Origin of the sequence: Mitsuaria sp. CC2 (assembly GCF_048957715.1) — a bacterium.
Lineage (GTDB): Bacteria > Pseudomonadota > Gammaproteobacteria > Burkholderiales > Burkholderiaceae_C > Roseateles.
The window spans coordinates 361,747-374,224 of the sequence record NZ_JARVXN010000027.1; the positions used below are offsets into that span (position 1 = coordinate 361,747).

General features: G+C 64.9%; 14 protein-coding genes and 1 pseudogene. 9 read left to right on the forward strand and 6 right to left on the reverse strand.

Annotated features, from left to right (window positions below):
• Nucleotides 1-14: 14 nt before the first annotated feature.
• Genes PV762_RS19385 through PV762_RS19395 form a run of 3 tightly spaced genes read right to left on the reverse strand, consistent with a single transcriptional unit; the run spans nt 15 to nt 2,355 of the window.
• Complete coding sequence (locus PV762_RS19385) at nt 15-791, reverse strand: molybdopterin-binding protein (RefSeq protein WP_421036628.1); 777 nt, start codon at nt 789-791, stop codon at nt 15-17.
• Entirely contained in the window at nt 788-1,693 is a 906-nt protein-coding gene (locus tag PV762_RS19390) for a cytochrome b/b6 domain-containing protein (protein WP_421036629.1), read from the reverse strand. The genes PV762_RS19385 and PV762_RS19390 overlap by 4 nt, the downstream gene beginning before the upstream one ends.
• A 47-nt stretch (nt 1,694-1,740) precedes the next feature.
• On the reverse strand, nt 1,741-2,355 hold the full coding sequence (locus PV762_RS19395) for a hypothetical protein (protein ID WP_421036630.1): 615 nt from the start codon (nt 2,353-2,355) through the stop codon (nt 1,741-1,743).
• A 231-nt stretch (nt 2,356-2,586) separates the two neighbouring features.
• Between PV762_RS19395 and PV762_RS19400 the strand changes: the two genes are divergently transcribed.
• The 6 genes and pseudogenes from PV762_RS19400 to PV762_RS19425 all read left to right on the forward strand — a co-directional run bounded on the left by PV762_RS19400 (nt 2,587) and on the right by PV762_RS19425 (nt 8,356).
• The gene (locus tag PV762_RS19400) at nt 2,587-3,279 is read left to right on the forward strand and encodes a heavy metal response regulator transcription factor (RefSeq protein WP_421036631.1); all 693 of its coding nucleotides are present in this window, start codon (nt 2,587-2,589) and stop codon (nt 3,277-3,279) included.
• Nucleotides 3,276-4,673: a heavy metal sensor histidine kinase gene (locus PV762_RS19405; protein WP_421036632.1), complete on the forward strand. Its 1,398-nt coding sequence runs from the start codon at nt 3,276-3,278 to the stop codon at nt 4,671-4,673. Before PV762_RS19400 ends, PV762_RS19405 begins: the two co-directional genes overlap by 4 nt.
• Before the next feature lie 297 nt (nt 4,674-4,970).
• Nucleotides 4,971-5,780: pseudogene (locus PV762_RS19410) on the forward strand (EAL domain-containing protein); the annotation flags it as partial.
• A complete protein-coding gene (locus tag PV762_RS19415) occupies nt 5,777-6,415 on the forward strand; it encodes a TetR/AcrR family transcriptional regulator (RefSeq protein WP_421036633.1) in 639 nt (212 codons plus the stop codon). The pseudogene PV762_RS19410 and the gene PV762_RS19415, both read left to right, overlap by 4 nt.
• 46 nt (nt 6,416-6,461) lie before the next feature.
• Entirely contained in the window at nt 6,462-7,355 is an 894-nt protein-coding gene (locus PV762_RS19420) for an alpha/beta hydrolase (RefSeq protein WP_421036634.1), read from the forward strand.
• A 329-nt stretch (nt 7,356-7,684) separates the two neighbouring features.
• Complete coding sequence (locus PV762_RS19425) at nt 7,685-8,356, forward strand: hypothetical protein (RefSeq protein ID WP_421036635.1); 672 nt, start codon at nt 7,685-7,687, stop codon at nt 8,354-8,356.
• A gap of 32 nt (nt 8,357-8,388) precedes the next feature.
• On the opposite strand, the gene PV762_RS19430 is transcribed toward PV762_RS19425, so the two are convergent.
• Entirely contained in the window at nt 8,389-8,589 is a 201-nt protein-coding gene (locus tag PV762_RS19430) for a hypothetical protein (protein WP_421036636.1), read from the reverse strand.
• A 17-nt stretch (nt 8,590-8,606) separates the two neighbouring features.
• Here PV762_RS19430 and PV762_RS19435 point away from each other — a divergent pair, with 17 nt between their 5' ends.
• Entirely contained in the window at nt 8,607-9,362 is a 756-nt protein-coding gene (locus tag PV762_RS19435; protein WP_421036637.1) for a glycoside hydrolase family 16 protein, read from the forward strand.
• Between the two features lie 64 nt (nt 9,363-9,426).
• On the opposite strand, the gene PV762_RS19440 is transcribed toward PV762_RS19435, so the two are convergent.
• Nucleotides 9,427-10,377 carry an alpha/beta fold hydrolase gene (locus PV762_RS19440; protein ID WP_421036638.1) on the reverse strand — a complete coding sequence of 317 codons (951 nt, stop codon included), beginning with the start codon at nt 10,375-10,377 and terminating at the stop codon, nt 9,427-9,429.
• A 163-nt stretch (nt 10,378-10,540) separates the two neighbouring features.
• Entirely contained in the window at nt 10,541-10,915 is a 375-nt protein-coding gene (locus tag PV762_RS19445; RefSeq protein ID WP_421036639.1) for an MFS transporter, read from the reverse strand.
• Between the two features lie 247 nt (nt 10,916-11,162).
• Between PV762_RS19445 and PV762_RS19450 the strand changes: the two genes are divergently transcribed.
• Nucleotides 11,163-11,777 carry a TetR/AcrR family transcriptional regulator gene (locus PV762_RS19450; RefSeq protein ID WP_421036640.1) on the forward strand — a complete coding sequence of 205 codons (615 nt, stop codon included), beginning with the start codon at nt 11,163-11,165 and terminating at the stop codon, nt 11,775-11,777.
• 190 nt (nt 11,778-11,967) lie between these two features.
• Entirely contained in the window at nt 11,968-12,213 is a 246-nt protein-coding gene (locus tag PV762_RS19455; RefSeq protein ID WP_421036641.1) for a hypothetical protein, read from the forward strand.
• Nucleotides 12,214-12,478 lie beyond the last annotated feature (265 nt).

The following is a 12,478-nucleotide window of genomic DNA, read 5'->3' on the forward strand; positions in this document are numbered from 1 at the left end:
TGTCCTGTTGTCGATCAGATGCCGGCGTACCACTCGTAGCCGCGGTCTTCCCAGTAGCCGCCCTTACCGCCCCAGAGGTGGGTGAAGCTGGACACCACCTCCAGGCGCATCAGGTACTTCGCGTGCTTGTAGCCGAGGTGCCGTTCGACGCGAAGCCGCAGCGGCGCCCCATGCGCGACGGGCAGCCGCTGGTCGTTCATCGCGTAGGCCAGGAGGGTCTGGGGGTGCCACGCGTCGATCAGGTCGATGCTCTCGTAGTACCGTCCGCTGCCGTCGAGCGTCTGCTCGAGTTCATCGGCGCAGTGCAGGACGACGTAGCGCGCACCGGGCGACAGACGCGCGGCGTCCAGGACCCGGCTGAGCTGCACGCCCTGCCATTTGGCGATCGCGCTCCATCCCTCGACACAGTCGTGCCGTGTGATCTGCGTGCGTGAAGGCAGGCCCATGAGGTCTTCGAGCGACAGCGACAACGGCCGCTGGACCAGCCCGTCGACCCGCAGTCGCCAGTCCGAGAACTTGCCGTTCAGAAGCTGCGCGTACTCCTCGGAGTCCGGCATGCTCGTCCCGTTGGCACGGAATACGGGAGACAGGTCCGCCTCGGTGAACTCCGTCGCCAGTCGTCCCCGTTCAAGGAACAGCCGCTGCGCGCCCTGCGTGAGGTGTTCGGTCTTGCGGACCATGGCGTCCACGCCGGGCGTCGCGACCAGACGATCGCATCCGGACAGCGCCAGCGCGCCAAGACCCGTGACCGCGCCGCCGAGCAGCCGTCGACGCGTGAGAAGTCGTGTCATTGCTTGTCCTCTTCGAGTTGGATGGCGTAGCGCCCGGTGATCATCGAGCGCAGGTTGTTCCACAGGCCCGACGCCACGACCATGGCCACGTGCACGATGACGAAGGCGACGATCGAGCAGGCGCTGACGAAATGAAGGGTGCGTGCGGTCGCCCTCCCCCCCAGCACATCGAGCAGCTGCGGCACCATCGCGTTCCCCCCCGGCGACATCGCGAGTCCCGTCACCAGCATCGCGGGCAGCAGCACGAAAATCACCAGCAGGTAGGTCAGCTTCTGCAGCGCGTTGTAGCGCCGCGCCTCCTCGCCCTTCGCGAACCTCAGGCGCGCGTGCTCGCGCACTTCGTGCCAGAGGTGGCCCGGCGTCAGCTGGTCGCGTGACGGCAGCAGATCCCGGCGGAAGTGGCCCCGGAAGACTCCGTAAGCCATGTAGACCAGTCCGTTGAACAGCAGCAGCCACGCGAAGGTGAAGTGCCAGCGCCGGCCGGCGCCGAGGTCGTGATACGACGGCAGCGTCATCCAGGTCGGGAACGCGCGCTCGACGAGCGCGCCGTCCTCCTTGCTCGCGCCCAGGACGCCCGTGGTGGGCACGCTCAGGCCGCCGATGCGCAGGCTTGCCCGAAGCGACTCGCCGGAGCCCGTGCTGGCGATCTCGAACACCGCGTGATCGTTGTCCGCCCCGAACTTGCCCAGATAGAGCCGAGGATGCGCGTTGAAGATCTGGAGCCCGCTCGCCAGCAGGAACACGACACAGACCAGGTTGAACCAGTGACTCAGCCGGACCACCACCCCATGTCTCCGGACAAGGGTGATGCGCGGTCGTTCCGCTTCAGGGGGCCGGTCCACGTCTGGCGGCGGCTCGACGGCAAGCGTCGGCGCGACGGGGGGCGTCGGGGTGTTCTGCATGGCGGGCTCCACTTCAGGCGGCCGGCTCATGGCCGGCCGCGTCACGATCACATCGGAGGAACGACGCCGTCCTTGCCGACCACCAGCTGTCCGGAGGACAGGCTGCCGTCAGCCGCCTTCTCGGCGGAGACGAACACGGCGGCGCCGGCGCGCAGGTCATCCGCGGTGGCCTGGATCAGCGTCACGATCGGCGTGCCGTTCTGGATCGAGATCTTCTTTTCCTGACCGTGGTAGGTCAGGGTGACCGTGCTGCCTTCGACCGACTTCACGGCGTTCGACACCGTGGCGTTGGTCATCGAGCTCTTGGGCTTCAGGTCCCAGCCGTAGCTGCCTTCGCCCAGACCTTTCATCGCGGCCGGGAAGATCAGCACCTCCAGCGCGCCGTCGCCGCCTTGCGCCTTGGGCAGCGAAGCGATGCCGACGTAGTCGCCCTGCTTGATGTCGGTGATGGCCGCCTTGGCGACGGCGTTGATGTGGAAGCCTTCCTTGAGCTTGATCTTGACGACGTCGCCTTCGCGGGCCTTCACTTCCAGGACGTCGCCGGTGCGGGCGACCACGGTGCCGCGCACGCGCACTGCGTCCGCCGCGGAGGCGACGGCGGGAACGGCGACGGCCAACGCGACGAGGCCGGCGGCGAGGAACGAATGAAGACGTTGACGCATGAGAAATTCCTTCAGATGGACTGGTGGAGATCGACGCTAGGGGCCGACCGATGGGCGTGATCGCTGCGCGGCGCCTCGTTCCGAGGACAGCGCGCAGACAGCAGACCTGCGTTGGAAGCGTCAGGTGTTGCGGTCGAAGAGACTGTAGGAATTTGCCCGCCGGAGGGGGGTGACAGGTCGATGACAAAAACGTCATGCGACGCCGCCTGCGGGCATGCAGAATCCCGTCGCATGAAGATCCTGGTCATCGAGGACGATCCCAAGACCGGCGACTACCTGAAGAAGGGTCTCCGGGAGAGCGGCTACGCCGTCGACCTGTCGCGCACGGGGCGCGACGGCCTGCACATGGCGCTGAACAACGACTACGACCTCGTCGTCCTCGACGTGACCCTGCCCGGCATCGACGGGTGGCAGATCATGCCGGCGCTGCGCGAGAAGGGCGATGTGCGCGTCATGTTCCTCACGGCGCGCGACCAGTTGAGCGACCGCATCCGCGGTCTCGAACTCGGGGCCGACGACTACCTCGTCAAGCCCTTCTCCTTCACCGAACTCGTGCTCCGCATCCGCACGCTGTTGAGGCGGGGCGTGTCGGGCGACGCCGACGTGTACCAGGTCGCCGACCTCAAGCTGGATGCGCTGCGGCGCAAGGTGACACGCGAGGGCGTGGAGATCACCTTGACCAACAAGGAGTACCTGCTGCTGCACCTGCTGGTGAAGCACCAGGGGGAGGCGCTCTCGCGCACGCTGATCGCCTCGGAGGTCTGGAACATGAACTTCGACAGTGATACGAATGTGGTCGACGTCGCGATCAAGCGGCTGCGGGCCAAGGTGGACCGCCCCTTCGCGACGCCGTTGATCCACACGGTGCGCAACGTCGGCTATTCGTTCGGCGACGCGCCCGACGAGGACGAGGCCGCCACATGAGCGAGCGCTGGTTCCCTCGATCGCTCGCGGTCCGCGTGACCTTGCTGTGCGGGCTGATCGCCTTCGCGATGACCGGCATGCTCGGCGCCTACTTTTTCTTCTTCGCGCGTACGGCCATCAATGCCCACGCGGACGATCAGCTCATCGGCCGGGCCGAGCATTTCCGCAACCTCGTCGGCGACGCGCGCAACGTGCAGGACCTGCGCGACCAGTCGCTGATGTTCGCGGCGCTGCTGGGCGCGACGACGGACGTGCTGATCCTGCGTCGCGTCGGGGAGCCGCCCTTCATCCAGGTGAATCCGGGAGGCATCGCGGTGCCGGGCGCCCTCGCCCTGGTGCCGACGGACCGCCGGATGACGACAGCGGATGTGCTGCGCACCGAGGACCACCCCCAGATGCATTGGGTGGCCGGACTGGCGCGATCGGGAATGGACGGTGCGATGGTGGAGGTGCTGACCGGGCACCCGCTGGAGAGTGAGCTGGAGATGATCGATCGCAGCCGCTTCCATGTCCTGCGAAGCACGCTGATGTCGATTGCCGTCTCCGTGTTGCTGGTCTACCTGGCACTGCGCCATGGGCTGCGACCCCTGCGTCGTGTGGCAGCGCATGCGGCGCAGATCCATCCGATCAATCTCTCCATCCGCTTCCCCGAACACGACGCGCCGCGGGAACTGCGCGAGATGGTGACGGTGTTCAACGCCATGCTGGATCGAATCGCCCAGGGCTACGACCGGCTGTCCCAGTTCTCGGCCGACCTGGCGCATGAGATCCGCACCCCGGTCGGCGCACTGATCGGGCAGACCCAGGTCGCGCTCAACCGCGTGCGCACGCCGGTCGAGTATCAGCAGCTGCTGGAATCGAATCTGGAGGAACTGACCCGCCTGAGCCTGATCGTGGACAACATCCTGTTCCTGGCGCGGGCCGACCACGCGATGCTCGACATCGCGCTCGCACCGTTGGCGATGGCCGACGAGCTCCAGGGGATCGCCGAATACTTTGAAGGACCTGCTGAAGAGGCCGGTCTGCGCTTCTCCGTGCAGGCCAGCGGCACCGCGATGGCCAACGCACCCTTGGTCCGGCGCGCCATCCACAACCTGGTGGTGAACGCGCTGCGCTACAGCCGTCCTGACACGACCGTGCGCCTGATCGGCGAGCCGCTCGCGTCCGGTGCCCTCATTGCTGTCGAGAACGATGGGGTGTTCATCCCTGCCGAACAGCTTGCGCGGCTGTTCGATCGCTTCTACCGCGCGGACGCCACCGGAGAGCGCCCCGCCGAATCCAGCGGCCTTGGCCTGTCGATCGTGAAGGCGATCATGGACCTCCATCGCGGCCAGGCGCGCGTGACCTGCTCAGAAGGCGGAACCATCCGATTCGAACTGCGTTTTCCAGCCTGACGAAGTCGCGCTCGCCCTCGCGCTTCGCCGCGCGCCTGTAGCTCCCAAATCCATTTCAGATCCGAATTCCGCCACCCGGCGTTCTAAACTTTAGTCTACCAACTAGTAGAGCGATTATCGTGAACGCTCTGGCCCATAGAAGACGCCCGATATGAACCGTCCTGCCCCGGGTGAACATCACCTCAGTTGTCACCGCGCCTCCCCTCACCCGCCGTTGCCCGCCGTCGAGCCTCCAAGCATGGCCGAGGACCTCGCCTCGGCCATGCAACGAGGTGAGTTGGAGCTTACTATCAGCCGCAGCAGGACCTGGCATCGGGCGAACTCCGCGGCTTCGAGGCCCTGCTTCGATGGCATCGATGGGGGACCCTGGTAGCTCCTCTGGAGTTCATCCCGGTGGCGGAAGCGTCCGGACTCATCGTCCCGATCGGCGCGTGGGTCTTCGAGCAGGCATGCCTGCGGGCCGCCGAATGGAATGGTGAACGGCAAGCCGAATTCACGCGGCCCCTCGTGATTGCCGTCAACGTGGCGATGCAGCAGATTCATCACCCCGGTTTCGTCGACATGGTGCGCGCGGGGCTGTCCCGGTCGGGTGCGGACGCGCAATGGCTGGAGATCGAATTGACGGAAAGCACGGCCATGCAGGAGCCCGACAAGGTGCGCCAGGTCCTGCAGGAAATACGGACCATGGGCGTGTCGGTGGCCATGGACGATTTCGGGACCGGTTACTCCAGCCTGGCACGCCTGCACCGCCTGCCGCTCGACAAGCTCAAACTGGATCGGACGTTCATCAGCGGGATGTGTCGGGGGTGGTCCGAAGGGGAAGTTCCCATCGTGCGGGCCGTGGTCGATCTCGCACACGCGATGCATCTCACCGTCCTGGCGGAAGGCGTCGAGATGTTTGAGCAGCGGGCCCTGCTCATCGCCCTGGGTTGCGATGAGATCCAGGGATATCTCTTCGGACGGCCGCTTCCGCTGGACCAGGCGCATTCGCTGGTAGCGAGCCTGCGCCCGAACCGGAAGTCAGTCTTCGACATTCTCGACATAGACGCCGCGACAGCCGAGTCGGAGTTGCGAGCCTGGTCTTGCGCGCATCCGGAGATCACATGACATCGCCTCAACACCAGGACGGGCTGTCGTGGCTTCGCGATACCCCTGCCGGCAGCCTCTCGCCCAAGGCTGCAGAGATCGTGGTGCACACCCGGCGGATCCTCTCCGGGGGTGGGTACAACAGCTTCAGCTATGCGGATCTCTCCGAGCGGGTGAACCTTTCCAAGGCAGGCATTCATCATCACTTCCCCAGCAAGGAGCTGCTTGTCCAGGCGGTCGTCGTGCTGTCCCGCAGGGAAGCTGAAGACGGGCTCGATGCGCTGGTCCGCGAGCTTGACGACCCACTCCTGGAACTCACTGCCTACGCGAGGAACTGGGAGAGTTGCATTGGCAGTTGCGATTCGCCCTTCTGCATCTACTCCATGCTGTGGATCGAGAAGTCGACGATTCCGGAGTCGGTGGCGGAGGAGGTCGTGGCGCACTTCGAGTTCCTGAACGAGTGGCTGGCATCGGTCCTCAAACGCGGTGCCGAACGAGGTGTCCTCCACCTGGGCGCCTCGCCGTCCGTGTCGGCCAGAGCCTTCATGGCCATCGTGCAGGGCGCGATGCTCATGGCGCGGGCTGTGGACGATCCGTTGTCGTTCGGCGCCATCGTGAATCCAGCCATCCGGCGTCTTACCCGGCCACTGGCTTGAGCATCCCCCTCAACACACCTGTCGATTCTGCAATCTGGAGCAACGCATGAAGATCATTGAGAAGCACAAGGACACGCTGTTGTCCGGTACTGAAGTGTGGCTGGTTCAGCCAGACAACATCGACGACATCCTGCGCGTGTGCATCACGCCCAATCGCACGCCGCCCGAGGGGCATCGGGCCGGCCTGATCATCGGTACGGATGCGGAATTGAGCGCGGGCACCCTCATCAGCACACTGAAGAGCTGCGCTGTCGGACTCGACCTGCCGTATGTCTATGGCGTCAGCATCGGGTATCCGCTGGACGCCAATCCGCCGTTCGTCATCAAGCGCAACCGTGACCTGACGACGAAATGGTTTGCTTTCGAACCGGTGACCGCAGCCATGGCTGGTCTCCCTGGCGTCGCACCTACAGGAGGCGCCGACGGCTTCCTCGAGTTCCTGGCGGAGGAACTGAAGCCGTCGCTGGCTGAAGCCTTCCCCATCGACCTGGCCGAGGCCACCTTGGCGGGGCAATCCTTTGGCGGACTGTTCACGCTCTATGCGCTCCTGACCCGCCCCGAGGTCTTCAGGCGGTATCTGGCGGTGAGTCCCTCATTGTGGTGGGACGACCGATCGCTGCTGGAGGCCGCGACGCGCATCGTTTCTGAACATCCCGCCCCCACGGCCAGCGTCTACCTGTGCGCGGGGGAGCTGGAGAACAAGGCGCGTTTCGGCCGGCAGTTCAACGGGCCGATGCCCGAGCACATCAAGTCGGTCGTCAGCAAGGCGCTGGGCAGCGTCGACATGCCGGGCGACATGTTCATGATGGAGCAGATCCTGAGCGGATGGAGCGGCGATCAGTTCTCGGTCGAAGCCCATGTCTACCCCGAGGAGAGTCATGAATCCATCATGGGGGCGGCGCTGAGTCGAGGGCTGCGTCGGCTGCACGGCAAGCTTTGAGATACGCGCAGGCGCCGCGGTCAGCGATCCGATCGCGGCGAGCGCCTCGTGCACCGTCCGCGAAGCTGAAGCGACACGCCTGTCATGAAGACGATGAGCCATGTCAGCGCGTTCGTCGGACTCCACGACTCGTTAGGGCCTGCTGTGAACGGGCTTGTGGAGGGCAAGCGGATCAGGGTCTCTGCAACGCCTGGCACGAACGGCAGGAGCGGTAGCGACAAACTTTGAATGCGTCGTTTCACGCGCTTGCAAGCCAAATACATGTGATCACACGGCCTATCTACTAGTTGATTAATACTACCGCAGAACAGCGATCACCAGGGTTGTCCATGACCGGCATCCGAGGCTTTCCTCCCATCACCGCGCCCTTCGTCGGCGTCGCAAAACCGATCAGCGCAGCGCCTTCACCCGCTGCGGCCGGCGACTTCTCGGCGCAGATCGCGATCCATCACGCCAAGGCGGTGCTCGACACGGCTTCAGGCCGCCCGACGACATCGCTGGATGGGTTGTTGACGGGGTCCCGTCGACCGGACATTGAAGCGGCCATCGAGCAGTTCCGCGCGTCACGGAAGTCGTCCTGCTCGAGCGGGGGCAAGCCGTCTCGCGCAGCACCTGCAAGCGCCAGGCACTCAGGTGGCCTCGCGAATTGCGATTCCTCAGAGGAGATCGCGGCAAAGGACAGCGAAGAAGTCGCTCCCGCTTGCGACGACGAAAAACAAGATGCAGTCGATTGCGCTGAGCATCGCGAAGAGCCGCCGATGGGGCAGACCGGTTCCTGCGGCAACGGGCACCTGCAGGGCGTAGCCCACGAGTGCGCTCCGAAGCAGCCCATGCCGAATGTCCCGCCGACCATGCATCTGATCACCTGGCATCCGCTCGAGCCCTTCCGATCCCCGACTTCCACGGCCCGTGCCCAGGCTCGACGCAAGCGCAGGCCCTCCTCAACGGACAGCCATCGTGCTGACCGCCAGAACTCTGATGCAGACCATGATGGAACCTAAGCAACTCGCCCCTCTTCTTGCGTGCATGCTCCTCAGTGCCTGTGGCGGAGGCGGCAGCGAAACGACTGAGCCCAAGCTGCCCGTCGGCTCCGCACCCGCGCCTGCGCCCGCGCCTGCACCTGCGCCTGCACCTGCACCTGCACCTGCACCTGCACCTGCACCTGCACCTGCGCCTGCGCCTGCGCCTGCGCCTGCACCTGCACCTGCGCCTGCACCTGCACCTGCGCCTGCACCTGCGCCGGTTCCGCCCATGCTTCAACACTCGGCTGACGTACCAGCGGGCTACTCGATGGTGTGGAACGACGAGTTCAATGGCTCCGGCCTGCCGGACGCCGCCAAATGGGGCTACGACACGGAGGCCAACCTCACCGGTTGGTACAACAACGAGGAGCAGTACTACGCGGTGGCCAAGACCGATTACTCGCGGCAGCAGAACGGCACGCTTTTGATCACCGCGCGGAAGGCCTCGTTGAGCTCTGAACCCGATTGGGGTGGACAGATCTACACCTCCGCCCGCCTGTTCACGCGTGGCAAGGCCAGTTGGACCTATGGGTTCTTCGAGGTTCGCGCAAAGATGCCGTGCGGCCAGGGCACTTGGCCTGCAATCTGGATGCTCGGCACCGACGACAACTGGCCCGACAGCGGCGAGATCGACATCATGGAACAGGTGGGGATGTATCCCGACATGATCTCCGCCACGATCCACACCCGGTCAACGGCTGGGACCAGCGGCAACGGCGCTGAGGTCAAGGTGTCGGACGCCTGTACGGCGTTCCACAACTACCAGGCGACCTGGACAGCGGACCGCATCGTGTTCGCCGTGGACGGAAAGCCTTACCACTCCTACGCCAACAAGGGCACAGGCGCGGCGTCCTGGCCGTTCAACAAACCTCAATACCTGCTGATGAACCTCGCCATCGGCGGCGAAATGGCAGGATGGGTGGATCCCGCCGTCCTCCCTCGCAGTTTTGAGGTCGACTATGTGCGCGTCTACCAGAAGCGCTGACGGGCCAAGCCACTGCACACGGCGCCAACGGCTTCCATGACAAGGGCGAGGGAGTAGTTGCCTGCTACGGCTGGCTGAGGAATCCCGTGACCGCGTCATTCAAGGGCACTGCGCATTCCTCCGGAAGCCAATGGCCGCAGGCAGGCAGCACCACCCCCGTGACATCGGTGGCATAGCGCTTCATCTGGTCCGCCTGGAACTGCCCCAGGCCACCATGCCCGCCACCGCCGATGGCCATGGCCGGGACGGTGATCTTCCTGTTGGCCAGCACCTTGTTGTCCTGCACGCCCTGGTTCACCACCCGGTAGTACTCGAACGCAGCGTTCAAGCTGTGCGGCTTGGCATACGACCTGGCGTAGAGATCCAGCAGCTTGGGCGTGAACACCTCCTTGTTGGTGGCGTGCACCTTGATGAAGTGTTCGAAGAAGAACCTCTCCTTGCCGGCAATCAACTTCTCAGCCATGTTGCCCCCGGCCGCAAAGAAGCTGAAGTGCCAGACCAGGGACTCCCCCTCAGCGGTGAAGGCCGGGAAGGTGTACATGCTCTCGTCAGGGATAGGCGCCTCCATGTAGACGACCCGCCGGATCTGGTCCTGGTGAGCCACGAGCATCGGATACGTATTCCAGATGCCGATGTCGTGCGCGACCAGGTCGAACTTCTGGCCGCCGCTGAGGTTCTTCGCCAGACCGTAGAGCAGCGGCGCGACATCGGTCGCGCGGAACGACGGCGGTACGGCGGACTGCCCCAGACCTGGCAGGTCGGGCGCGACCACCGTGAATTTTTCGGCCAGCCTTGGCATCAATTGATGCCACTCGTACCAGGACTGGCCGAAGCCGTGGACCAGATACACGAGCGGCCCCGACCCCCCTTTGACATAGTGCAGCTTCACGCCGTCGATGGTCTGGTGCTCACTGGTGAATCCGGCGGGCAGCGGGAACTCGTCCGCGGCGAATGCTGGGGCCGCCAGGGCGAGGGAGATTGCAGCGCAGAGCGCGCGGAGGGTGGGTGGAAGCATGAGCTCTCCTGTTGAAAAAATCGGGTAGGAAAAAAGGGGCGCAGCGAACGTCGCCGGTGTCGGCACGAAGCCTCGCCCGGCTAGATGCCGTGGCGCCACTTGGGTGGAAAGCCGTGCGCATGCGCGGCACGTGTGATCAGCAGCGCCAGCAGCGTCAGCACGGTCACCGCCCACGGGAATGACGACGGCCCCCAACGAATCGAGCAGCGCGCCGCCCAGGACGCCGCCACCGGCAATGGCGCTGTTCCAGACCACGACGTTCAGCGACAAGGCGGGCCGACGCCGCGGTGACCGTGTTGAAGAGCAGGAATCCGACGAGGGTGAGTAGCAGGACACGGCGCCGCGACCAGCGCCGGGTGAGGATCGTCAACGGGATGGCGGCGATGAGCGAACCGAGCGCATACGCCGTCACGAGCTGACCGGCCAGGGCCTGCGACACCCCCATCCCCGCTCCCACCTGCGGCAGCAGACCGGCGGGCAGCGTCTCGGTCACGATGCAGATGAACCCGGTCATGGCCAGGGCGAGCAGTGCCGCCATCGGCAGAAGTTCTCCGGCCTCCTGGAATGGGCCACCTTGCCCCCGTGCTACTTCAAAAGCCCTCGCCTTCATTGGCTCAACTCAACTTCTGTATCGATGAGTGCAAATGTAGTTCCGGGCTCTTGACGAGGTCACGACTTTTGTATCGACAAGGACAAATGTCGTACTCCGTGAAGTTCGCTTGCCAACAACTTCTGTATCAACTAGTATGTAAGTTAATCAACCTCGTCGCTTGCAGGAATTCACCATGGCCAAGATGGGTCGCCCCCGCGCGTTCGATCGGGACACGGCGGTGTCAGACGCCATGCATCTGTTCTGGGAACAGGGCTATGACGCGACTTCACTGGCGCAGCTCAAGGACAGTCTCGGCGGAGGCATTTCCGCGCCCAGCTTCTATGCGGCGTTCGGGTCGAAGGAGGCGTTGTTCCGCGAATGCGTGGACCTCTATCTGCAGACCCACGGGCGGGTCACGGACAGTCTGCGGGACGGCAGCCTGCCGCCGCGCCAGGCCATTGAGACAGCGCTGCGCCGCTCCGCCGCGATGCAATGCGAGCCGGGCCATCCGCGGGGGTGCATGGTGGCGTTGGGCACCATGAGCGGGTCGTCACCGACGACTGCCGCCGTAGCGAAGCCGCTGTTGGATTCGCGCGCCGATACGCGCGCCGGCCTGCGCGCCTGCGTCCGACGCGGTGTCGACGGCGGAGAACTCCGCGCGGACACCGACATCGCTGCGCTTGCCACGGCGTTCGACAGCTTCCTCATCGGACTGTCGACCCTCGCGCGCGATGGCGCCAAGGTCAGCCGCCTGCATGCAGCGATTGCACAGGTCATGCAGATCTGGGACGCTTCCCGTCGCCCCTGAGTACCCGCCAGGAACCTGTCCACCGACAGGCGCGATTCAAGCGCCGTTCAGGCGGATGAACCAGGCGGATGAACCGGGGCCGGAGCCCCGTTACGACGTCGTCGGGTCATGGCGCTGGAACCAATGGTCGACCAGGTCGACCGAGTCCATCCATTGGCTGGGATGCAGTTCTAGCTCGTGGTTGTTGCCTGTGAAGCTCGCGAGCGCCACATCCACGCCGCAGATCGACTACTCGCAGGGCTGCTCCGGCCACGGCGTCACCTTCACGCACCTGATCGGCAAGGTCCTGGCCGAAGCCCTTCAGGGGCAGCCGAAACGCTTTGACGCGTTCGCTTCGCTACCTCACTACCCCTTCCCCGGTGGGCGGCTGTTGCGCATCCCATTCACCGCGCTGGGGGCCATCTGGTACGACCTGCGGGGCCGCCTGCAGCGCTGAGTGCCGGTTGCAGGACGGCCTCGCATGTCCGCTGTCTTTCAATTCAGGGACGCGACTTTCCTTCGACCTCGTGCGCAGCGAGACAAAGATCACCGCGCTAGTTCGTCGCTCGATCTACTGCCGCGTCCCACATCCCCATCGCATCGACCACGGCCTTCTCGATGACTGCGCTTCGCACACGATCCCGGGCGAGCACTGACAAGCCCTGGAAGAAGCAGTCGAACGCGATGGACAGTGAAGCCGGATCCGTGGTGTCGCGCAGCTC